The following is a 21,548-nucleotide window of genomic DNA, read 5'->3' as shown; positions in this document are numbered from 1 at the left end:
GTCGTGACATGAGAAGACCCCGGCCGACCCTCGATTCCGCCCCGACCGTGGTGGTTGCACCCAGGAGAAGACGTTGAACAACGAACTCGCGAATTCCGCCCACACCGTGCGAACGCTCGACATTCCGAGGCTCGACCCGCGGCCGTCGAGTAGATCGCTGAGCAGCCTCAACCCCGCGACCCTCGGACAGATCGGCACCGTCGCGATCACCACTGCCACCCAGGTCGACGGCACGGTCGCGCGCGCGCACGGCGCCTTCGCAGCCTGGCGCACCGACCGGGAGGCCCGGCGGAGGTTTCTCTCGGACTGCGCACGCGAGCTCTATCGCTCGGCCGACACGCTCGCGCCCCTCCTGACCATGGAACAGGGCAAGCCGCTCGACGAAGCCGACGGCGAGATCCGGTTGGCGGCCAAATTCCTGGCCGAGGCCGCCGACTTCGATTGGGACGATGACGCCCCGGCACACAGCTACGACGATCGCGCGGCAGTCATGGAACACCGCCCGGTCGGGGTCGTCGCCGTCCTCGCCCCCTGGGACCTGCCGATCCTCCGCATGGCCGCGAAGGTCGGCCCGGCCCTCGCGACCGGGAACACCGTCGTCGTCGAGCCCCCGTGCACCGTCGCACTGTCCGTCGCGCGCGCTGTCGACATCCTCAAAGCCGTACTCCCGGAAGGAGTGCTCGACATCGCGGTCGGCACCCGCGATGCGAGCAGCCCGCTGGTCGCACACCCGAAGATCCGCCGGATCTCCTACGTCGGCTCCCGAGGGGACGCGCGGAGGATCATCAGCCAAGCGGCCCGGTCCCTCACTCCCGTGGCGGCGGCCACGGCCTGCGGCGGAACCGCGCTGGTCCTCGCGGACGCGGACGTCGAGAACACGGCGATCGCGCTGGCCGAGTGCGCCTTCGCCAATTCGGGGCAGACCCGCTGCGCCCCCAAATCCGCCTACGTACCTGTCGACATGGTCAACGCCTTCTGTGAGGCGTTCGCCGGGGCGATGCGAACGCTCACCGTCGGCGATGGAATGGACCCGGAGACCACGGTCGGCCCGCAGCACAGCGCGCACCAGCTGTCGATCGCCGAAGAACTTCTCCGCCAGTCCATCACGGCCGGCTCGGCGCTCGTGACCGGCGGTGGTCGCGGCACCGACCTGCCCGGGTACTTCCTGGAGCCGACCCTGCTGCGGGACAACGACGGATCGACCGACTTCGAGGACGCGGGGAAAGCCGGCCCCGTTTTCACCGTCATCGGGTACGCCGACATCGACCAGATCGTCGACCGCATCAACGAGCACTCTCGTGTTCTCAGCGTGTCGGTGTGGGGAGCCGACCTCGACCGGACAGACCAGGTGGCCGAACGCGTCGACGCCGAATCCGTATCGGTCAACCGGCACGACATCACCGACACCCCGGCACCACACGAGTCGGCCGCGGCCACCGGATTCGGAATGCGCGGTGGCCGCGCCATCGACGAGTTCCTCCACCTCCGCGTCATCAAGCACTGACAGACCTCGCCGTCCGCTCCGGACACAGCCACAGAGTCCATACGAAGAAGGGAACACCCATGCAAGACGCCGTCATCGTCGATGCCGTTCGAACGCCCATCGGGAAACGAGGCGGGTCCCTCTCGGACCTGCACCCAGCCGACCTGTCCGCACACGTCCTGACGGCCCTCACCGGCCGTGTCGGCATCGATCCCGCCGAGATCGACGATGTGATCTGGGGATGCGTCGTCCAGGCCGCTGAGCAGGCGGGCAACATCGCGCGCACCGCGGCGCTGGCGGCCGGCTGGCCCGAGTCCGTCCCCGGCACCACCGTCAACCGCGCCTGCGGCTCCAGCCAGCAGGCGTTGAGCTTTGCGGCGGCATCCGTGATCGCCGGACACGCGGACTTCGTCGTCGCCGGTGGCGTCGAGTCCATGAGCCGGGTGCCGATGGGCAGCGCCGCCAAGGAGGGGAGCTCGGCCACGCCGCCCAGCGTGCAGGAGCGCTATGGCATCGAGAGCTTCAGTCAGGGACTCGGCGCCGAGATGATGGCCGAGCGCTGGAACCTCGACCGCCGCACCCTCGACGAGTACTCGCTTCGCTCGCACGAACTCACCGCCCAGGCCATCGAGACCGGCGCCTTCGACTCGCAGCTCGCGCCGATCGACGGCCTACTCGCCGTCGACGAGGGCGTCCGCCGCGGCGGCTCGCTCGAGAAGCTCGCGACGCTGAAGACGCCGTTCAAGGAGGACGGGGTCATCCACGCGGGCAACGCATCCCAGATCTCCGACGGGGCGGCAGCGCTGCTCGTCACCACCAGTAAGATCGCGGCGGCGAGGGGCCTCGACCCGATCGCCCGTATCCGCACCGTCGCGGTCACCGGCGACGATCCGGTGATGATGCTCAGCGGCCCGATCTCCGCCACCGCGAAGGCCCTCTCCCGCTCGGGCTTGTCCATCGAGGACATCGGCGCATTCGAGGTGAACGAGGCCTTCGCCCCTGTACCGCTCGCATGGTTGTCCGAGACCGGTGCTGACGAGAAGCGCCTGAATCCGCTCGGCGGCGCCATCGCCGTCGGGCACCCGCTCGGCGGCTCCGGCGCGATTCTCATGACCCGGCTCGTCCACCACATGCGCGACAACGGAATCCGCTACGGACTCCAGACCATGTGTGAGGCCGGCGGGATGGCCAACGCAACCATCGTCGAACTCCTCTGACCTCGAAGGAAACTCCACCATGGAACTCAAGGGAACCTCCGTCGCCGTCACCGGCGGCGCCTCCGGACTCGGCAACGCCACAGCGAGACGGTTGATCGACGCAGGCGCCTTCGTGACCCTCGTCGACCTGCCGACCTCCGACGGCGACACCGCGGCGCGGGATCTCGGACCCAACGCACGCTTCGCACCCGCCGACATCACCGATCCGGAACAGTTCGCCGCCGCACTCGACGCCGCGACCGAGGACGGAGAACTCCGCGGCCTCGTCCACTGCGCGGGCAGCGGCCGCGGCATGCGGATCCTCGACAAGCACGGCAACGCCGGCTCGCTCGAGGATTTCGAGCACGTCATCCGCCTCAACCTCGTCGGGTCCTTCAATGCACTACGCCTCGGCGCCGAGCGCATCGCGAAGACCGACGAGGTCGACGGCGAACGCGGGGCGATCGTGATGACCGCCTCCGTCGCGGCCTTCGAGGGGCAGATCGGCCAGATCAACTACACCGCGTCCAAGGCCGGCATCGTTGGCATGACCCTGACCGCGGCCCGCGACCTGGCGACACGACGCATCCGGGTGTGCACCATCGCGCCGGGCATCATGGACACGCCGTTGCTGTCCGGGATGCCCGACGCGATGCGGGCCGGCCTCGAGTCCTCTGTGCCGAACCCGTCCCGGCTGGGGCGCGCGGACGAATTCGGCCAGCTCGCCGTGTCGATCCTCGAGAACCGCTACCTCAACGGCGAGACCATCCGGCTCGACGGCGGAATCCGCATGGCGCCCCGCTGACCATGGACAAAACACGCGATCGGTTCCCACCATCCATTCGGGAGGGGGGGAACCGATCGCGTGGGAGTTGTGAGAGTGCGGCCGACCAGGTATCAGCCGGTGATGTTGCTCGCCTGGTTGCTCCAGGCGGTCTGACCGAAGAGCTCACCGGTCCCGGAGACGAAGGCGCTGTGCGCGTGCGCGTCGCCGCGCAGCTTGTCCATGTTCCAGGCGGTGAGAACACCGAGGAAGCCCTGCACGCCGCTGACGCAGCCCGGATCGTTCGCGGGGCAGCCGGGCTGGCCCTGAATGTCGTTGTGGTTCGGGCCGTTCAGCGTCGCCATCGCCTTCTCCACCGAGTCGGGGGTGGCGCCGTAGTAACCCTGCGCGGACTGCGGTCCGATCTGCTCCCACGGAAGCGGCTGGGTGGACGGCGAGATGGGGCTGCCGGAGCCGTTGACGTACAGGACGGAGCCACTGGTCAGCGCCTTAGGGTCCGCGCAGATGGTCATCGCCGCGTCCGGCTTCGGCATGTTGAGCGTGCACATGTACTGGCCGGGGAGCTCGATGGGGACCGTGGTCTTGACGGTGCCGCCGGAACGGACAGTGGCGTTGATGGAGCCGATCGCGCCCTGGGAGTGCCCCATCGCGCCGACGTTTTCGGTGTCGAGCGTCTGATAGAAGACGCTCGTGGGATCGCTGTCCTGGCGCTTGAGGAATTCCACCGCGTCCAGCATCTCCTGGCCGGAGCCCGAGTTGGTGGTGTCGGGTGCGATCACCACGAAACCCCAGGACGCCAGGTGCGAGAGCAGGTAGTCGTACTGGAAGGGGTGCGCAAAGGTGCCGTCGCCCCAGGTGATGATCGGGTGCAGATCCCCGTTCGCGCCGAGGTCGGTGGGGTACCAGACGTCGAACTTGTGGCCGGTGGAGTCGCAACAACCGAATCCCTGCTGCTTGGTCACCTCCCACGGTCCGCGTTCGGAGTAAGTGGCTTCGACGGACGCGGCCGGCTCGTTGCCCGGTGCGGGCGCACCGGCCTGCGCCGTGGCGCCGGCACCGAGCACGGCCAGGGTTGCTGCGGCGAGGAGGACTACGCCTCTACTCAAGCGACTTCTCATGGGCCGAGACTAACGACAGCACCTAACGACCCTAAGGCTTTGATACGCAATCGTTATATATCCCAAACAATGCAGGTCGCCGCGCCGGAGCCGCGCCCTCGTCGTTAGGCTCGCCTCGTGACGGAGCGACAGCGGGGCGGACGTGCGGCCAGGGCAGAGGCCAGGCGCGAGGCCATCCTCGACGCCGCGATGGCCGAGATCGCGGAGCGCGGGTACCGCGCCACCACCCTCGCCGCGGTTGCCGAGCGCGTCGGACTGACGCAGCCGGGCGTTCTGCACTATTTCCCCAGCAAGAAGCACCTATTGATCGGCGTACTCGAGGCCCGCGACCAATGGGACACCGCAGCCCTTCTCGCGAGGTCGACGGACGTGCGACTGTCCCACCTCGAACAGATCGTGGAGTTCAACGCCGGACGCCCCGGCGTCGTCCAGACCTACACGGCACTGGCCGCGGAGAGCACGACCGGTCAGCACCCGGCGCGCGAGTACTTCACCGAGCGCTACGCCGCCGCCCGCGGTGCGTTCGCGGAATTGCTGAGCAAGGAGTTCGGCGACCGCCTGCCGGGCGGACTCACGCCAGACCAGGCCGCGCCCATGCTCATTGCCATGCTCGATGGCATGCAGATCCAGTGGCTGCTGGCCCCGGACGAGGTGGACATGACCGCCGCCTTCCGCAACTTCATCTCCCTACTCAGCGCGGGCGACCACGTCGGGAACCGGGCCGACCAGAGCTAGACCCCGCGCACTCCCCTCGCCGCAGATAACGTTTTGATAACAACGCCTAGTGCCCACAAGGTAGACTGGCAATATCACCTTCCGGCGGGCCGGCGAGCCGACGGCCACTTCTCCCTGCCGGCACGCCGGGCAACACCCGGCCGATGACGAAGGAGTTCACGATGGAAGACGAAGCAACGCGCGAGGCCGTGGAATCGGCGCTCGCCAAGCTCGATCTGGATGCGAAGGCACGACTGCTCCAGGGGCAGGACATCTGGACGCTGCCGCCGCTTCCCGAGATCGGGCTCGGTTCCGTCGTGATGTCCGACGGCCCGGTCGGCGTGCGCGGGTCCAGCTGGGGCCCCGAGGACCCGTCCGTCCTGCTGCCCTCGCCCACCGCGATGGCCGCGTCCTGGGATCCCGAGCTGATCGCCCGGGCGGGGACACTGCTCGCGCAGGAAGCCCGCCGCAAGGGCGTGCACCTGCTCCTCGCCCCCACCGTGAACATGCACCGCACCCCGGTCGGCGGCCGGCACTTCGAGGCGTACTCCGAGGACCCGCTGCTCACCGGCGCCATCGGCTCCGGCTTTGTCCGCGGCGTGCAGTCCGGCGGCGTCGGCGCCACCGTGAAGCACTTCGTGGCCAACGACGCCGAGACCGACCGCATGTTCGTCGACAACATCGTCTCCCCCGAGGCCCTGCGCGAGCTGTACCTCGCCCCGTTCGAGGCGATCGTGCGGGACGCCAGCCCATGGGCCATCATGTCCGCCTACAACAGCGTCAACGGCACCACGATGAGCGAGCACGCCGAGTTGCTGCGCGGAGTGCTTCGCGACGAGTGGGGCTTCGACGGCATCGTGGTCTCCGACTGGATGGGCACGCGCTCCACGGTGGGCGCGATCATCGGCGGCCTCGACGTCGCGATGCCCGGCCCGCAGTCGGTCTACGGCGAGCGCCTGGTCAAGGCGGTCCAGGACGGCGAGGTCGACGAGTCCGTCGTCGACGACGCCGTCCGTCACGTCCTGCTGCTCGCGGCTCGCGTCGGACTGCTCGAGGGCGCGGCGCCCGCCGTCACCGAGCTCCCCACCGCGGTCGACGGCCGCGAGATCGCGCGCGAGGTCGCCCGGCGCTCCTTCGTGCTCGCCCGCAACGCCGAGGTCGACGGCGATCCCGTGCTGCCGATCGACGCCGCAGGGACCTCCGTCGCCCTGATCGGCCTGGCCGCGCGCGACGCCCGGGTGCTCGGTGGCGGCTCCGCCATGGTCTTCCCCGAGACCGTCGTCTCCCCGCTCGACGGGCTGACGGCCGCGCTGCCCGAGGGCGCGCTGAGCTACAACGTCGGCACGGTGCTGAGCGAGGACATGGGTGTCGCCGGCCGCGGGTTCGACCTGCGTGCCCGCTGCCTCACTGCCGACGGCTCGCTGCAGCGCGAGCTCCCGCTGGCGGACGGCAACATCATGTGGATGGGCGACCTCCCCGAGGGCATCGACTACCCGACGCTGCAGACCGTCGAGATCCTCGGCGCCTTCACGCCGGAGCTGTCCGGCCCGCATCGCTTCGGCACCAAGGGAATCGGCCAGTTCACCCTGACCGTCGACGGCGAGACGGTGTTCGAGGGCGACCAGGCACTGGAGAGCTTCGACCCGTTCGAGATGTTCTTCGGCTCGCCGAAGGACCGCGCCGTCGTCGAGCTCGAGGCGGGGCGCCCCGTCGAGGTCGTCCTGCGGTACGACCCGATGAAGATGGAGGGCGCCCCCATCGCCGTCGTCAGCTTCGCCCTGGGGCACCTCGAGCCGCAGCGCGACCCCGAGGAGCTCATGGCCGAGGCCGAGACCGCCGCGGCCGCGGCCGATGTGGCCGTCGTCGTCGTGGCGACCACCGACAAGGTGGAGTCCGAGGGCTTCGACCGCACAACTCTCCAGCTGCCCGGACGTCAGGACGAGCTGGTCTCGCGCGTCGTCGCCGCCAACCCCCGCACCGTTGTGATCGTCAACTCCGGCGCCCCCGTGGAAATGCCGTGGCGTGACGATGTTGCCGCGGTGCTGCTGAGCTGGTTCCCCGGCCAGGAGGCGGGCTCGGCGCTGGCCGAGGTGCTCACCGGCGCGGCCGAGCCCGGCGGCCGGCTGCCCACCACCTGGCCCGCCACCCTCTCGGACTGCCCGGTCACCGAGGTCACCCCGACCGACGGAAAGCTCGTCTACACCGAGGACCTGTTCATCGGGTACCGCGCCTGGGACCGGTCCGACGCCGCGCCCGCGTACTCGTTCGGGCACGGCCTCGGCTACACCACCTGGGAATACGAGGACATCGAGTGGGACGGCGACGCCGTCACGGTCCGGGTCCGCAACACCGGATCCCGGCCGGGACGCGAAGTCGTGCAGGTCTACCTCGCCCCGGTGGACGGCGACCCGTCCCGGCCCGCTCGCGCGCTGGCCGGCTTCGCGAGCGTGGAGGCAGCTGCAGGCGAAACCGTGACGGCGACCGTCACCCTGCCGCAGCGCGCCTTCGAGGCATGGGAGGAGACGAGCCGGAAGTGGGCCTACCGCCCCGGTGCGTATGACCTGACGGTCGGCGGCTCCTCCGCAGACTGCCCCCTGACCCTGTCCATCGAAGCGGCCGTCTGACAGTTCAGCTGTCGACCCGGCCCGAGGCCGTGCCGGCCCACCGTCCCTCGCGGTGGGCCGGCCTGTAGACCATCCCCGGCCCACCGTCCCTCGCGGTAAGGCCGGGCATGGTCACGAATGCCCCGCCACCGAGCCCGCTGCCTGAAACGGCGAGGGCTCGGTGGCGGGGCATTCTTTTCGAATCGGGCACCGCCTTGAACACTTTGACGTAATTTGTTCAACATGCTCAATGAGAGCGATGGGGCCCCCGCGGCCGGACCGACCCTCGAACTGGTTCGGGTGGCCGGGGAATGCGTGCGGCGCAACGGGGTTCGAGGGTTTCGACTGAGCGAGGTGGCCATGTCGGCCGGGGTGTCCCGCGGCACGGTGTACAACGCGTTCGGCGACAAGCAGGCCGCCATCAACGCCGGCCTTGCCTACCTGTGCAGCGCCTTCATCGACGGGTTGGCCGCGGCCGTGACACCCATACCGACGCTGCGAGGCCAGGTCGGCGAGGCGGCCGCTCTCATCTACGAACACGCCACCACTCCGCAGGCCCTCGTGCCACCGCTCCGCACCGACAGCATCATCGCGACGTTGCTGGAGCACTACGGCGATCCGCTGTGCCGCACCTGGGCCGCGTTCTGGGCGACGCTGGTCGCCGATGCCCAGCGGCGAGGCGAGGTCGATTCGGGCCTGGACACGATGCATGCGGGCGACTTGATCGTTCGCGTTCTCCTGAGTCTGGAGATCCTGCCGTTCTCGGTGGCCGGGTTCAGCAGCGCAGATGACGCTCGGACGCGCATCGGTGACCTCATGCTCGACGGGCTGGCACCACGTCACTGACAACCAACAGAAGCGAGTTGGAATGACACACGAGTACGTCGACGTCGCCATCATCGGCGCCGGGCCGGGCGGCATCACCGCCGCGCACCATTTGCAGCGGGCCGGCATCGAGAACTTCGTCATCCTCGAACGCAGTGACGAAGTCGGAGGCAGTTGGCGCGACAACGTCTACCCAGGCCTGTCCGTGGACGTGCCCACGCTGTTCTATCAGTTCCCCTTCGCGCGCAAGCCCGACTGGTCCCGCCTCTTTCCGACGGGCGCGGAAATCCAGGAGTACAACAAGCAGGTCGCCGAAGACCTGAACCTGCACAAGTACTTTCGCGGCAACTGCACCGTCGAGCGGGAGGTGTGGGACGACGCGGAGCGCCTGTGGGTACTGCACATCGAAGACGATGCCCCCGTCCGCGCACGGTTCGTCATCAATGCCGTCGGCGGCTACGTCAACGCCAAGCCGGCCGGCGACATCGAGGGAATCGACGACTTCACCGGAACAGTCCTTCGCCCGAACTCCTGGGACCCCACTACGACTGGTCCGGCAAACGGGTCGCGGTGATCGGCACCGGCTCGAGCTCGGTGCAGATCGTGCCGACGATCTATCAGCAGGCCCGCAGCGTCGAGATCTACCAGCGGACGCCGTCCTGGATCCTGCCCAAGCCCGACGTCGAGCTGTCCGAACGAGCCCACCGCCTTCTCTCGATTCCCGGTGCGGGTGCCCTCATCAACGGGGCCGCACTGGCCGCCATGGAGCTGCCGATGCAGTTCCTCTGCAATGTGCTGCCGCTGCTCCCGCGCAGGTTCCTCGCCACGGTCATGCCGCAGTACGACCGGATCTGGCAGTCGATCTACCGACGCCTGTTGCGGCGCAGCGTCGATGACGAGAGCATCCGTGCCGCGCTGGTTCCCGACTACGGCATCCTCGCCAAGCGGCCGGTGCTGTCGAGCAGCTTCTTCCCGGCCCTCGCGGATCCGTCCGTGTCGCTGGTGATCGACCCGATCGAACGGGTGACAGCCGACGGCATCCGCACGTCGGACGGCACCGAGCGCTCATATGACCTGATCGTCGCGGCCACCGGATACGAACTGTTCACCGACCCCGAGACCTACCGAAGCGGCGCCATCGTCGGTCGCGACGGGTTCGACCTGGCCGACGACTACCGACGCAACGGACTGCGCAGCTACGGCGGCAGCGCGCACCCTGGCCTGCCGAACCGCTGGTCGCTGGTCGCGCCTCAGGGATACGTCGGCATCGCGTGGCACACATTCGTGGACCTGACCGCCCGGCACGCCGTGCGGGTGATCACCGAGACCGGGCGGAGGGGTGCGACGGTGGCACAGGTGCGCACCGAGGCGTTCTCCCGATGGGTGCACAAGATGCGCCGCCACGGCAAGGCGATCAGCGCCTACACCGTGGACAGCAACCCGGGGCTGCGCACCTACTTCGTCAACTCGCAGGGTGAGGCCCTCTACTACCGGCCGCAGACCATCAGCGGCGCCTTCTGGTTCAGCCGGTTCTCATCGGTCGACGACTACACATTCGACTACACATTCACGGAGGTATCGACATGAGCTCACTCGCGGGGAAAGTCGCCTATGTGACGGGAGCGGCTCGGGGACAAGGCCGTTCGCACGCGGTTCGAATGGCGCAGGCGGGGGCGGACATCGTGGCCGTCGATGTCTGCGCACAGGTCGCCGAGTTCAGTGGCTACCCGATGGCCGATCCCGGCGACCTCGAGGAGACGGCGCGGTTGATCGAATCCGAGGGGCGCAAGGTGCTGACCCGGCAGGTCGACGTGCGCGACCTGGCCGGCCAGCAGGCCGTCGTGGCCGAGACCATCGAGACCTTCGGTCGCCTCGACGTCGTGGTCGCCAACGCGGGTGTGTGCAACTGGGGCCGCCTCTGGGAGATCTCCGCCGAGCAGTTCCAGGAGACGGTGGACGTGAACCTGACCGGGGTGTGGAACACGATCAAGGCGACGGTGCCCGCGATGATCGAGGCAGGCAACGGCGGGTCCATCATCACGGTCGGCTCGTCGGCGAGCGTGAAGGCGCCTCCCGGCTGCGGCCACTACGCCGCGGCCAAGTTCGGGGTTGTCGGCCTGACGAAGGCACTGGCGGTGGAGTTGGGCGAGTTCGGCATTCGCGCGAATGTCGTTCTGCCGTACGGCACCAACACGGCACTCGGCAACGACACCTCGATGTACAAGCTCTTCGAGCAGTACCCGACGTACGTCTACAGCTACCCGCCGAACCTGCTCAAGACCGATGCGCTGGTGGAGCCGGAGGAGATCTCGGAAGCCGTCGTCTGGCTCGCCGACGACGCCTCCGCCGTGATCACCGGCGCACAGATCCCGGTGGACAAGGGGTTCCTCGCGCGCTGATCGCCCAGGCCCGCAGCGTCCGGGGGGTACAGCCCGCTCCACCCCCGGATGCTCCAGGCAGGTCCACCGGAAAGACGGTGGTCAGCACCATGGGAAGCGCCCTCACGCGTCAATACTCTTCTGGTCGTGCGGATCTCACCTCGAGATCCGATGACCAGGAGGACCAGTGCAGATGCCCGTCTCTCGACGTCGCGCCGTGCTCGCCGTGACCACCGCCGCCGCCCTCGCGTTGGGGGCGACCGCCTGCGGTGACTCCGCGCAGTCCGCCCCGTCGCCCGATGCCCCGATACAGCAGAGGCTCGACGCCGTCACCGAGCGGGGGATTCCCGGCGCGCAGCTGGTGATCACAGATCCTGACCGCGGCACGCGCGTCCTCCGCGCGGGTGTGGGCAACACCGCCACCGGCGAGCCGATCCCCGATGACGCACGGGCCAGGATCGGTAGCAACACAAAGGCCTTCGTCGCGACCGTCGTCATGCAGCTCGTCGACGAGGGAACGGTCGACCTCGACACGAGCGTCGAGCACTACCTGCCCGGAATCGTGGCGGGCAACGGGAACGACGGTAACCGGGTCACCGTCCGCGATCTCCTGCAGCACACCAGCGGACTGACGGACTACCTCGCGCCCGGCGGAGCGAAGCCGGAGGACGTCAAGCCAGGACAGCTGCGGATCGCGATGAACGACGAACCCGTGGGGCACTACACGCCCACCGAGCTCGTGAGGATCGCGATGGCTCTGCCGCCCGGTCCGGCCGCCAAGAACGAGGCCGTCTACTCGAACACCAACTACATCCTGCTCGGGATGCTCATCGAGAAGGTCACGGGCCGCCCCGCCGCGCAGGAGATCGCCACACGCATCATCGATCCGCTCGGGCTGAAGGACACCTACTTCCCGGGTTCCGGGGAGACACAGATCCGCGGACCGCACGCCAACGGATATCACCGGATCGGCGAGCAGCAGGTCGACGTCACCGTGGGCGACGTGTCGTGGGCGGATACCGCGGGCGCCATGGTCGCGACCGGCGCCGATCTCAACACGTTCTTCGCGGCGCTGCTTCGCGGCGACCTCGTATCGCAGGACCGGCTCGCCGAGATGAAGCAGACCGTGCCGTTCGACCGCGGCCCGAAGGACGCATACGGCCTGGGACTCGTCCGCGTGCACAGCTCGTGTGGGAACGAGATCTGGGGGCACGGCGGGGGTATCCCCGGGTTCGGCACCTCCGGCGGCGTCGACGCAAACGGCCGTGCGGTCACGCTCACCCTCAATCACATCCCGATGAGCGAGGACTCCGTCGGCGCGGCGCAGCAGGTCGTCGACGCCGCGATGTGCGCGGACTGACCGAGAACGGCCCGGGACACGGTTCGAGGCCCGTCACACGCGACGGGCCTCGAACCGTGTCCACGCATCACACCGACCTAGGCCGGCTGCGTCACCGCGCTCTCGCCGGACACCGGCTCTCCACCGTCCTTCGACTGCCCGCGCGCCACGGTGAAAGTGGCCGCCACACACAGGATCGCGACGGCGAAACACGCGATGGTGTACCAGAGGTTCCCGACCGGATCGCCGTTCGTGGTGACCCCGTCGACGGCGCCGAAGAAGTCGGGTAGCGCCGACATCCACAACACCCCCATCACGGCCAGGTACACGACGGCGTACCACTGGGCGAAGCCATCCCGGTACCCGGGCGCATCCGACGGTTCCTGCCGCAGGTGCGACCACTGCCGCACCAGGACCATGACCGCGACGACCGAGAGCACGGCCAACTCCGCGGCGTAGAGGAACCCGCGGGCCGTGTCGCTCCCCATGCCGAAGACTGTCGCAGGCAGCGGGAGCACGAACACCCCGACAGAGGCGGCGAGGCCGATCACCACGGTGCGCCACACCAGCTGCAGGCCGGAGAAGCGCCGGCCCGCATCGACGTGCCTGCCGACGAAGAACTGGACGCACAGCGCCAACGACATCGGCCACAGCGCCGCGAACACCACGACGCTCGGCAGCGGAACCGAATCGAAGAAGGGCAGGTTGACCTTGTTGTCGAGCGTCCACTCCCACCAGCGCAGCTGAGGCCCGAGCTGGTCGAAGATCTCATAGAACGCGTGGTGCACGAAGCCGACGCACACCGCGCCGAGGAGCACACCGTACTTCCGGAACACTCCGAGCATCCGGACGATCTCGAACGCGATGGTGGCCATCAACGGGTAGATCGCGACGATGTACAGCGGCAGGCGACCCCACAGGAAGTCCACGGTGAACACGTTGTGCGCGAACATCGTGCCCAGGTAGTCCTCGGTGCCGAACGTGGCAGGGAAGTAGATCGGCGGCTCGATGACGAACAGGAACGCGGTGGCACCGAACCACAGCACCAGGTTGGTGGGATCACCGTGCCTGCGCAGCCGCAGGATCGCGTAGACGAGCGCGAGCACCGCCCCGAGGACAATGGTGAACTCGAGGACCGGCAGGGTCCAGTTCTCCAGCGCGAACGGGTTGCGGACCTCGACCAGCCCACCGGCCTCCTCACACGAGAAGCCAAGGCGGGTCGCGAGATCCGAGAAGGTGGGCGAACAGTGGTCCGACATCAGTTCGCCCCCGCGGAGACCGGCTCGGCCTCGGGCTTCTGCGAGTCCGCGGTGTACCAGCGGGTGCAGTCGTAGCCGGCGTCGTAGCGGGTGAACCACTCGTCGGCGAGGACGGGCAGCTTCTCGTGTTCGGGCTTGTGTCCGGGCATCTGGCTGCGGACGGCGCCGGACAGGGCGGCGAGCTGCTCACCGATCGGCAGGCCGTCGAACGCGCGCGGCATCGGCCCCTTGGTCAGGTACGGCGCGAAGGCGGTCAGCACCTTCTGCTTGGCCCGGTGCCGGGCGAACATCGACATCGAGTCGACCTTCCGCTCGGACAGCGGAACGTGCTGGTTGAAGCCGGCGCACGCAATCCGGATCGACTTCATCACGTGCGCGAAGATCGACGCAGCCATCCGCATCCGATACAGCTCGTTTCCGACGACGGAGTCGTAGATGATCAGCGCCGAACTGCGGTGCTCGACCTCCTCGACGAAGTGCCAGATGAACAGGGACGCGACCCGGTCGTCGCCGGGCCGGAACAGGGTGGCCTCGTTGTCGAGCATCAGCTTGAACACCGGGGTGAACGTGGCCTCCAGGTCGGCGGTGTACGCCAGCCTGTAGTTGATCGAGGTCCGCTCGGTGAGGAGGTCGAACTCGCCGGTCACCGCGTCGAGGGTGTTCTGCAGGCCGGGGTAGCGCCGGATCAGCGCGTTCACATGCTGGCGGTGTGCGGTGGAGTGGTGCCCCTCCTGACGCATGAACGCGACTGCCTCCGCCGCGACCTCCGGATCTGTGATCAGCGGCTTCGCCTGCAGAATCAGCTTGACGATCATCTTCTCGAAGCCGATCGCCAGGAACGAGACCGCGTTGGACATGCTCGACCACGCCGGGTTGTCCGGGTTCCACAGGAATGGGACGTCCTCGCCCTCGAACCCGAAGTCCATCTTCCGGGGTTTCAGATCTGTCATGCGCGATTCCTCGTTTCCGTTGGCGCCGGCGAACCCCTGTCAGGGCAGGTGGGGTCGCATTCGCAGTGATCATACAAACTATCCGATTTGTGTATGATCACTTTGGTCGAATCCACCGCTGTTCGCGAGGCGGCCGGATGCGGTGCTGGTACCGTCCGCTCGGTGGCACGCAGACGTGGATGGGGTGGCCGGCCGCCGGTCGACGATGAGGAGGCCGCGCGCCGCATCGTCGATGCCGCGGTCGAGGTGATCTCGCGCACCGGGTCGGCGATCAGCATCGCGGACGTCGCGGAGTCGCTCGGCGTCATTCGTCAGACGGTGTACCGCTACTTCCCCAGCGCCGAGGCCCTCATGCGGGCCGCGGCCATCGCATCCGTCGACGGTTTCCTCGATCGACTGACGCAGCACGTGCACGGCCTCAATGACCCCGCCGAGGCGATGACCGAGGGCGTGATCTACACGCTGGACGAGGTACATCGCATCCCTCACCTGGGCATCCTGCTCTCGGGTTCGCATTCGAACGTCGGCGCCTACGGGCTCACGTCGGACGAGGCGCGCGCCTTCGGCATGACGATGATCCGGCGCTTCGACGTCGACTGGGAGGGCCACGGGTACGACGAGAACTCGCTCCGCGAGCTCGTCGAGTACGCCCTGCGGACCATGCAGTCGTTCTTCATCTCGCCCAGCGACCCGCCCCGCAGCGAGGAGGAGCTGCGGGGATACCTGCGCCGCTGGATGGGAACGACCATCAGCGCCCAGACACGTTCGCCCGCAGGGAGTTAGGCGACAGACATACACTCGAGGCGTATCCAACAGGGGGTTTGGCGACGATGGTCAGTTTCTTCACCAGACGTGGAGATCGGTTCGAGGCGGAAGAGTTCGCGGTGAGCCATTGGACACCGACCCAGGTGGGTGGTCACGCCGTGTGCGGCCTGCTCGCCCGGAGCCTCGAAACGCACTGTCCCGCTGGGTTCGTCCCGGCCCGGATGACCGCGGACCTGTTCAGGCCGGTACTCAACGCCCCGATCGAGGTGCGCAGCGAGGTGGTCCGTCAGGGCACACGGATCACCGTCGCCGACGCCTCCATCGTGCAGGACGGAGAGGTGCGGACACGCGCCTCGGCGGTGTTCCTGACCACCGGCCCTGAGCCCGCAGGCCGGATGTGGAGCCCGGAGGCGGACCTGCCGGTGCCGTCGGAGGGGTGCGTGTCCCCGGACGGGGCTCCGCCGCTGTTCAAGAGCGGCGACCGGGAGTGGACCCACGACTTCGCGGCGAACCAGAACGCCGACCGCAAGACCTCGTGGCACAGCCTTCCCCCGCTCGTCGACGGCGAACCGATCTCGCCGTTCCAGCGCGCTGCGGTGCTCGGCGACACCACGAACCACGTCTGCCACTGGGGTTCCCACGGCGCCGGCTACATCAACACCGACATGACACTCACCCTGTCGAGACTCCCGGTCGGGTACGAACTCGGCCTCCGCGCCGAGAACACGGTCACCTCCGAGGGCGTCTCGATCGGTACCGCCACCCTCTACGACCGCACCGGACCGCTCGGCACCTGCGTCGTCACCGCGCTGTCCAACGGCCGCAGGCAGATCGACTTCGCTCGGTAGATCACGCGAGGACGGGGACCGCTCGCCCGGTGGGCTGCGCGTGGTCTCGAGCTGACGGCCTCACCGCCGGCCGAGGAACTCCAGGATGCGGGCGTTGACCGCCGCCGGCTCCTCGAGCTGGACGAAGTGGCCCGCGCCCGCGATCAGGTGGGCCTCGCTGCCCGGTGGGAGGCCTGGCCCCACAAGGGCAGCGAGCCGCGGATCGAGGCAGCCGTCGTCTTCGCCGTGGAGGTAGAGCGTCGGGATCAACGGCAGCCGCATCTCGGCACCGGCCCAGCGCCGGTAACGCGCGGGCAGGCGCGGGAACGGCCGGGCCACGTTCCGGTAGTACGCGAAGACGGCCCGGCGGTGCGCAGGAAGGGCGATCGCCCCCAACACGGCAGGCAGGTCCTCGCTCGCGTCGTACCCGGGTGACCAGTCGGCCCACAACCGGCGGATCAGCGGCTCCGCGACGCGCTCGGGCAGCATCGGGATCTGGTTGAACAGGACGTACCAACTGTTGCGCAGCTGGCGTGGGAGCACCCGGAGCGCGGCAGGCGTCCGCATTGTCGCGAACGGCGGGACCGACAGCGCCGCCACGGCGACAAAGGGGTTCTCGGCGTGGGCGGCCAGCGCATTCGCGGTGACCGCTCCCCAGTCGTGTCCGACCAGCGCGGCGTCGGACCCGCCGCCGAGCCGGGCGTGGATGGCGACGGCGTCGTCCATCAGGGCCGCAATGTGTCCGCTGCCGTCCGCCGGCACCGCCGAGGGGGCGTAGCCGCGGGTGAACGGGGCGACCACCCGCCAACCCTCCTCGGCCAGTGCGGGTCCCAGGTACCGCCAGGTGTGCGCGGTGTCCGGGAAGCCGTGCAGCAGAACCGCCAACCGTCCGGTTGCGGGCCCCAGGTCAGGGCCCGCAACCGGACCTCGTCGAGGTCGAGGGTGATCTCACGCATGCGGACCATCCTGACCCATCCGCCACCTCGTCACCGGGTCAATGCGTCCAAGACCAGGCCCGCCACGGCCGCCTGGGTCGCGGCCTGGGGATGGACCCCGTCCTCGAGCAACGATTCGGGCCCCGTGACGGCCGGGCTCGTGTCGATCACCAGGTCCCGGTCCCCGCGATCCGGCGGACCGCACCGGAGGTGCGTCGGACGTCGTCGTTGGACCAGTGCAGTCCCGCGCCGCCGAAGAACGGGAACGCGGCGACTGCCGCCTCGTCCACCGGCGGCGGGGTCAGCCAGATCCATTGCGCCGCATCGCCGGATGCTCGCTCGCGGAGCAGCCTCAGGTTCCGCTCGGTCTCGGCCTCGCTGACCAGCCGTGGCCCGTCGACACCGTACCGCTGGATGTCGTTGCCGCCCAACAGGATGAACACCCGATCGGCCGGCTGCCTGCGGATCCCGGCCAGTCCGGCCAGCGTCCCTGCGGTGGACGCCCCCGACACCGCGAGGTTGGTCAGCTCCAACCCCAGGTCGGGCCGGTGCCGAGCGATCAGTGTGCGTAGCACCTCGAACCAGGACAATCGGTCGGCCGTGGTGCTCTCGCCGATCGCCACGATGCGTTCCCCCGCGGCGAACGGCAGGCGACGCAACCGATCCGCCACCCCCGCGTCCGCGATAAGCCGGTCGGCGGCCTCGTCCCGCTGACGATCCAGATCGGCCAACGCGGCCTCATATCCCGCCAGATCGGTACCGAACACCGCAGCCTCGGTGGCCCGGTCCGGCCGCGCCCATGGCAGCGCCCGATCCGGCCGCTGAAACCGCACCAGCTTGGGCAACATCGGATTGCTCATCGTGAACTCCCTTGATTCGCAGTGATTTCGCCACGCCGGGCTCGCCGGCGCGGCAACAAGAAGGCCGCCGACACGATCCAGGCGAAGGCCGGGAAGCGAGCGATCGGCAGCAGGATCGACAGGCCGGGCAACGCCACGGACAGCGTCGCGACCATCGCCACCGCCGCGATCACCAGGCCCGCCCAGGCGTGCCAGCGGGGCAGCAACCGGGCCAGCAGCCCGGGCACTGCGATGCCGGCCACGAGCAGGCCCAGCGGCACCACGAACCCGGCCCCGCCGGTGACGAAGGCCAGGTCGTGCAGCAGCCGGATCAGTTCCTCGTGCGCAAGGACCTCCGGCCGGGTCACCGCCCAGCTGAAGCCGGCCGACATCGCCAGCGCAACCGCGGCCAGGATGCCGCCCGCGAAACCGATCCGCGGCCCCGGCGCCTGCACCCCGAGACGATTGAGCCGAACCGACACGACCGCGGCGAAGACGGCCAGCGGCAGCGAGGCGGCGAACTGCAGCAGGCTCGCGACCAGCACCTGGTCCGAGTGGTCCCGGAAGTAGCCGACGATCTCCTCCCCCGAGGCGAACGGCGAGGGGTAGACGGCCCCGCCACCCAGGACGATCGGCAGCACCAGCGAGGCCATGAACAGCGCGACGGCGGCGATCGCCACCGGCGGCAGCGGCGGCCCGTCCTGCGGCCGCCTCCCGGGCGCAGGACCGGGAACCCGGTCGAGCGTCTGCACGCCGCCCGACGGTCCGCTCGGTCGCTGTCCGACGGCACTATTCGTGTCATACGCGTTCTCGTTCACAGCGTCATCCCTCCGGTGATGTCGATGGTGTTCCCGGTGATCCAGCCCGCCGCGTCCGAGACGAGAAACGCGACGGTCTCGGCGATGTCGGCGGGTTGGCCGATGCGGCGCAGCGGCACGTGTCCGGCGATGGCGGCCAGCTGCGCGGCGGGCATTCGGTCCCGCAGCGTGTCGGTCTCCACGATGGACGGCGCCACGCAGTTGACCCGAATGCCGTTGCCTGCGTGCTCCTTTGCCAGGTGCTCGGTCAGCATCACCACGCCCGCCTTGGCCGCGGCGTAGGCGGCATTGGCCTGTGACGCTCGGCGTCCGGCGCTGGAGGCGACGGTGACGATCCGCCCGTCGCCGCGCCCGACCATTCCGGGTAGGACGGCCCGCAGGGTGAGGAACGTCGAGGTCAGGTCGAGTTCGATGACCTCGCGCCAGCGCTGCGCGCTCATCGCCGCCGACGGCTCCGGCGCGCCCGCACCCCCGGCCAGCGGGACCGCGATGTCGATCGGCCCGAGGTCCGCGGACACCCGTTCGGTCAGCTCCGCCAGATGGTCGGGATCGCGCGCGTCGCCGAGGTGAGCGGTGGCCGTGCCGCCGGACCCGCGGATCTGCTGCACCAGCGCGGTCAGCCGATCCTCGGTGCGACCGTGCACGGCCACCGCCGCGCCGCGGTCGGCGAGGGCGCGACTGACCGCGGCCCCGATCGATCCGGACGCGCCGGTCACCAACGCCACCCGACCGGTGAGGTCGGCTCCGTCGAGCTTATTGATTCCAGTCATGCAATCATTCATAGCACAGAATGATTGCGTGTCAATGGTATGGTGCGGACATGGCCACCGACCCCGCGGCGCAGCCGTTCCGACCGCCCGCGCAGCGGGTGAGCTTCCTGTTGTCCCAGCTCGGCATGTACGCCACCGCCCGGTTCGCGGAGCGACTGTCCGCGCTGGAGTTGCAGCCCAGCGACGTCGGCCTGCTGCGGCTGATCGCGACCGATCCCGGAATGAGCCAGCAGGCGCTGGCGACCAAGCTCGGCGTGGTGCCGAGTCGGGTGGTGGCGTTGGTCGATGGCCTGCAGACCAAGGGGCTGGTGGAGCGTCAACGCAGCGCCCGGGATCGTCGCAATTACGAGCTGCACCTGTCGGTGGGCGGCCGCGCGGTGATGGCGCAGATGCGTGAGATCGGCGAGGCACACGAGGCCGACCTGGTCGAGGCGCTGTCGGCCGAGGAGCAACACACCCTCGGCGAGTTGTTGGCGAAGGTGGCCACCAGTCACGGCATCGAGCCGGACGTGCACCCCGGCTACCGCGCCCAATCCTGAGCGGCCCGCGCCTGCCCCACCCGCCTGCCCCACCCGCCTGCGCCGCGCGACGGAAAGCGTCGCGCGGCGCAGGGCCGACGTTTCGGTCAGGCCGAGACCTCGACCGTCCCCTTCCAGGTCGTGGGGTCTCCCAGGATCCGAACCGCATAGTCGGCCAGGGCGGCACGGCCGATCGACCGCGGCTCGTCCAGGTGCCGGTTCACGGCCGCCCGGGCCTCACCCGCCGAGGCGGCATCGGTCAGCATCGGCGGTCGGATGATGGTCCACCGCACGTCCTGCGCCGAGACGAACTCCTCCATCCGGGCCATGTCGGCGTATCCGTGCCGGAACCGCGGCTGGATCACCAGCCGGGTCACCATCCGCTGGGCCCACGGGGTGCCGGGGGCGATCTCAAGGCCCGCCGAGGAGAGACAGACGAGCCGCCGCTCCGGCCCGCCGGCCAGTGCGTCCAACAGGTTCGCGGTTCCCTGCGAGTAGACGGTCGTCGGATGCTTGCGATCCGTGCTGCCCAGGCAGGACAGGGCGGCCCGGCAGTCGCCGACCTCCGATTGCCACTGCCCGCCCTGCAGCACGTCGCCCCCGATCACCCGCAGCCCCGGCCGGGCCGCCACCGACTCCGGCCTACGGGCGACCGCCACCACCCGATGCCCGGCGTCCAGCGCCCGCTCCAACGCCAGCCTCCCCGTGCCGCCGGTCACCCCGGCCATCAACAGGTCCATAGCAACTCCGATCGAAGCAGTAAATGATTCACCATACTGAACCATAAGACAGTCGCCTGTGCACGGAGATGAGCATCAGCGCTGCGGCATGACCGAGATCGACAATGGAGCATGCTTGCCAGACTCGCGGCGGAATGCCCGACCCATGGCCAGCATCAGGTCAACCAATAATTGGCTGCTCCAATACTTGGCATCCCTATAATGCCTGCATGAGTTCGTCTAACCACTCCAGCGCACCCCAGCTTTCAAGTCGGCCAGGGTACGTGCTGGTCAGAGCGGCTTTACGGGTTCGCCAATGCTATGCAGACACGCTGGCAGGCACGGGGTTACTGCCGAACCACCACGCAATTCTCAGCACGCTGCACGAACTCGGCCCTTCTCACCAAAAGGAACTCGCGCTTCGCGTCGTAATCGACCCGGGCGACATCGTGGCCTATCTCGACGGCCTGCAAGAGAGCCAGTTCATCGTTAGGGAGCGCGATCCCGCTGACCGGCGCCGCCAGATCGTGACGATCACCAAAGCCGGCCGTACCAAGCTGAGTGAGGCAGACAAGGCGCTGGACGAGGTGGAGGCCACCATATTCGCTTCCCTGACCGCCCGGGATCGAACGCTCCTCGACAAGCTCTCCGCTCGGATCTATGACGCGGCCGCAGAGGTCAGCGCCACGCGATAGCTCTGTACGCAGC

General features: G+C 68.9%; 20 protein-coding genes and 1 pseudogene. 13 read left to right on the top strand and 8 right to left on the bottom strand.

The genetic code is table 11. The features are described from left to right. The first annotated feature begins 73 nt into the window (after positions 1-73). From BTZ20_RS02685 to BTZ20_RS02675, 3 genes are read left to right on the top strand one after another with little or no spacing between them, the layout of a single operon-like run. Positions 74-1,504, top strand: coding sequence for an aldehyde dehydrogenase family protein (locus tag BTZ20_RS02685; protein ID WP_077040286.1), 1,431 nt, complete (start codon positions 74-76; stop codon positions 1,502-1,504). A gap of 59 nt (positions 1,505-1,563) precedes the next feature. After that, on the top strand, positions 1,564-2,700 hold the full coding sequence (locus BTZ20_RS02680; RefSeq protein ID WP_077040285.1) for a thiolase family protein: 1,137 nt from the start codon (positions 1,564-1,566) through the stop codon (positions 2,698-2,700). A 19-nt stretch (positions 2,701-2,719) separates the two neighbouring features. Then, the gene (locus BTZ20_RS02675) at positions 2,720-3,484 is read left to right on the top strand and encodes an SDR family NAD(P)-dependent oxidoreductase (protein ID WP_077040284.1); all 765 of its coding nucleotides are present in this window, start codon (positions 2,720-2,722) and stop codon (positions 3,482-3,484) included. Positions 3,485-3,576: 92 nt separating this feature from the next. Here BTZ20_RS02675 and BTZ20_RS02670 read toward each other — a convergent pair whose 3' ends face one another. Further along, the gene (locus BTZ20_RS02670; RefSeq protein WP_189636569.1) at positions 3,577-4,569 is read right to left on the bottom strand and encodes a hypothetical protein; all 993 of its coding nucleotides are present in this window, start codon (positions 4,567-4,569) and stop codon (positions 3,577-3,579) included. Positions 4,570-4,698: 129 nt separating this feature from the next. Here BTZ20_RS02670 and BTZ20_RS02665 point away from each other — a divergent pair, with 129 nt between their 5' ends. From BTZ20_RS02665 to BTZ20_RS02640, 6 genes and pseudogenes are all read left to right on the top strand, one after another. Further along, on the top strand, positions 4,699-5,316 hold the full coding sequence (locus BTZ20_RS02665; protein ID WP_077040282.1) for a TetR/AcrR family transcriptional regulator: 618 nt from the start codon (positions 4,699-4,701) through the stop codon (positions 5,314-5,316). 161 nt (positions 5,317-5,477) lie between these two features. Then, positions 5,478-7,919: a beta-glucosidase gene (locus tag BTZ20_RS02660; protein ID WP_223263592.1), complete on the top strand. Its 2,442-nt coding sequence runs from the start codon at positions 5,478-5,480 to the stop codon at positions 7,917-7,919. 222 nt (positions 7,920-8,141) lie between these two features. Then, positions 8,142-8,744 carry a TetR/AcrR family transcriptional regulator gene (locus BTZ20_RS02655; protein ID WP_077043428.1) on the top strand — a complete coding sequence of 201 codons (603 nt, stop codon included), beginning with the start codon at positions 8,142-8,144 and terminating at the stop codon, positions 8,742-8,744. A 22-nt stretch (positions 8,745-8,766) separates the two neighbouring features. Next, a pseudogene (locus tag BTZ20_RS02650) lies at positions 8,767-10,310 on the top strand (flavin-containing monooxygenase). Then, positions 10,307-11,122: a mycofactocin-coupled SDR family oxidoreductase gene (locus BTZ20_RS02645; RefSeq protein WP_077040280.1), complete on the top strand. Its 816-nt coding sequence runs from the start codon at positions 10,307-10,309 to the stop codon at positions 11,120-11,122. Before BTZ20_RS02650 ends, BTZ20_RS02645 begins: the two are co-directional and overlap by 4 nt. 172 nt (positions 11,123-11,294) lie before the next feature. After that, positions 11,295-12,461, top strand: coding sequence for a serine hydrolase domain-containing protein (locus tag BTZ20_RS02640; protein ID WP_077043427.1), 1,167 nt, complete (start codon positions 11,295-11,297; stop codon positions 12,459-12,461). 77 nt (positions 12,462-12,538) lie between these two features. Here BTZ20_RS02640 and BTZ20_RS02635 read toward each other — a convergent pair whose 3' ends face one another. Further along, complete coding sequence (locus tag BTZ20_RS02635) at positions 12,539-13,699, bottom strand: hypothetical protein (RefSeq protein WP_077040279.1); 1,161 nt, start codon at positions 13,697-13,699, stop codon at positions 12,539-12,541. After that, positions 13,699-14,649, bottom strand: a complete 951-nt coding sequence (locus BTZ20_RS02630) for a metal-dependent hydrolase (RefSeq protein ID WP_077040278.1) — start codon at positions 14,647-14,649, stop codon at positions 13,699-13,701. The genes BTZ20_RS02635 and BTZ20_RS02630 overlap by 1 nt, the downstream gene beginning before the upstream one ends. Positions 14,650-14,811: 162 nt before the next feature. Here BTZ20_RS02630 and BTZ20_RS02625 point away from each other — a divergent pair, with 162 nt between their 5' ends. Then, entirely contained in the window at positions 14,812-15,432 is a 621-nt protein-coding gene (locus BTZ20_RS02625) for a TetR/AcrR family transcriptional regulator (RefSeq protein WP_077043426.1), read from the top strand. Between the two features lie 101 nt (positions 15,433-15,533). Next, positions 15,534-16,262 (top strand): thioesterase family protein, encoded by a 729-nt coding sequence (locus BTZ20_RS02620; RefSeq protein WP_223263589.1) that lies wholly within the window; start codon positions 15,534-15,536, stop codon positions 16,260-16,262. A 60-nt stretch (positions 16,263-16,322) separates the two neighbouring features. On the opposite strand, the gene BTZ20_RS02615 is transcribed toward BTZ20_RS02620, so the two are convergent. From BTZ20_RS02615 to BTZ20_RS02600, 4 genes are all read right to left on the bottom strand, one after another. Next, the gene (locus tag BTZ20_RS02615; RefSeq protein WP_317616071.1) at positions 16,323-17,126 is read right to left on the bottom strand and encodes an alpha/beta fold hydrolase; all 804 of its coding nucleotides are present in this window, start codon (positions 17,124-17,126) and stop codon (positions 16,323-16,325) included. 217 nt (positions 17,127-17,343) lie between these two features. Beyond that, a complete protein-coding gene (locus BTZ20_RS02610; RefSeq protein WP_077040276.1) occupies positions 17,344-18,036 on the bottom strand; it encodes an SGNH/GDSL hydrolase family protein in 693 nt (230 codons plus the stop codon). Continuing rightward, complete coding sequence (locus BTZ20_RS02605) at positions 18,033-18,833, bottom strand: hypothetical protein (protein WP_223263588.1); 801 nt, start codon at positions 18,831-18,833, stop codon at positions 18,033-18,035. Before BTZ20_RS02605 ends, BTZ20_RS02610 begins: the two co-directional genes overlap by 4 nt. Next, entirely contained in the window at positions 18,830-19,603 is a 774-nt protein-coding gene (locus BTZ20_RS02600) for an SDR family NAD(P)-dependent oxidoreductase (protein WP_077040275.1), read from the bottom strand. Before BTZ20_RS02600 ends, BTZ20_RS02605 begins: the two co-directional genes overlap by 4 nt. Positions 19,604-19,653: 50 nt before the next feature. Between BTZ20_RS02600 and BTZ20_RS02595 the strand changes: the two genes are divergently transcribed. Further along, positions 19,654-20,142 carry a MarR family winged helix-turn-helix transcriptional regulator gene (locus BTZ20_RS02595; RefSeq protein WP_077040274.1) on the top strand — a complete coding sequence of 163 codons (489 nt, stop codon included), beginning with the start codon at positions 19,654-19,656 and terminating at the stop codon, positions 20,140-20,142. 86 nt (positions 20,143-20,228) lie between these two features. Here the strand turns inward: BTZ20_RS02595 and BTZ20_RS02590 are convergent, their stop codons facing one another. Beyond that, positions 20,229-20,861 (bottom strand): NAD(P)-dependent oxidoreductase, encoded by a 633-nt coding sequence (locus BTZ20_RS02590; protein ID WP_077040273.1) that lies wholly within the window; start codon positions 20,859-20,861, stop codon positions 20,229-20,231. Positions 20,862-21,070: 209 nt separating this feature from the next. Here BTZ20_RS02590 and BTZ20_RS02585 point away from each other — a divergent pair, with 209 nt between their 5' ends. Continuing rightward, positions 21,071-21,535 carry a MarR family winged helix-turn-helix transcriptional regulator gene (locus tag BTZ20_RS02585; protein ID WP_189636568.1) on the top strand — a complete coding sequence of 155 codons (465 nt, stop codon included), beginning with the start codon at positions 21,071-21,073 and terminating at the stop codon, positions 21,533-21,535. Positions 21,536-21,548: the final 13 nt, after the last annotated feature.

The sequence above is a fragment of the Rhodococcus sp. MTM3W5.2 genome, from assembly GCF_001984015.1.
In the GTDB taxonomy this organism is placed as follows: Bacteria; Actinomycetota; Actinomycetes; order Mycobacteriales; family Mycobacteriaceae; genus Rhodococcus_G; species Rhodococcus_G oryzae.
The sequence above is the reverse complement of the archived record's forward strand: the minus strand, read 5'-3'. Positions and strand labels throughout refer to the sequence as shown.

Excerpts from the sequence above, each read along its gene's own strand:
- BTZ20_RS02655 (WP_077043428.1), top strand. The coding sequence starts at position 8,142 with ATGCTCAATGAGAGCGATGGGGCCCCCGCGGCCGGACCGACCCTCGAA.
- BTZ20_RS02585 (WP_189636568.1), top strand. The coding sequence starts at position 21,071 with ATGAGTTCGTCTAACCACTCCAGCGCACCCCAGCTTTCAAGTCGGCCA.
- BTZ20_RS02640 (WP_077043427.1), top strand. The coding sequence starts at position 11,295 with ATGCCCGTCTCTCGACGTCGCGCCGTGCTCGCCGTGACCACCGCCGCC.
- BTZ20_RS02595 (WP_077040274.1), top strand. The coding sequence starts at position 19,654 with ATGGCCACCGACCCCGCGGCGCAGCCGTTCCGACCGCCCGCGCAGCGG.
- BTZ20_RS02635 (WP_077040279.1), bottom strand. The coding sequence starts at position 13,699 with ATGTCGGACCACTGTTCGCCCACCTTCTCGGATCTCGCGACCCGCCTT.
- BTZ20_RS02600 (WP_077040275.1), bottom strand. The coding sequence starts at position 19,603 with ATGACTGGAATCAATAAGCTCGACGGAGCCGACCTCACCGGTCGGGTG.
- BTZ20_RS02675 (WP_077040284.1), top strand. The coding sequence starts at position 2,720 with ATGGAACTCAAGGGAACCTCCGTCGCCGTCACCGGCGGCGCCTCCGGA.
- BTZ20_RS02610 (WP_077040276.1), bottom strand. The coding sequence starts at position 18,036 with ATGAGCAATCCGATGTTGCCCAAGCTGGTGCGGTTTCAGCGGCCGGAT.
- BTZ20_RS02660 (WP_223263592.1), top strand. The coding sequence starts at position 5,478 with ATGGAAGACGAAGCAACGCGCGAGGCCGTGGAATCGGCGCTCGCCAAG.
- BTZ20_RS02645 (WP_077040280.1), top strand. The coding sequence starts at position 10,307 with ATGAGCTCACTCGCGGGGAAAGTCGCCTATGTGACGGGAGCGGCTCGG.
- BTZ20_RS02590 (WP_077040273.1), bottom strand. The coding sequence starts at position 20,861 with ATGGACCTGTTGATGGCCGGGGTGACCGGCGGCACGGGGAGGCTGGCG.
- BTZ20_RS02630 (WP_077040278.1), bottom strand. The coding sequence starts at position 14,649 with ATGACAGATCTGAAACCCCGGAAGATGGACTTCGGGTTCGAGGGCGAG.
- BTZ20_RS02680 (WP_077040285.1), top strand. The coding sequence starts at position 1,564 with ATGCAAGACGCCGTCATCGTCGATGCCGTTCGAACGCCCATCGGGAAA.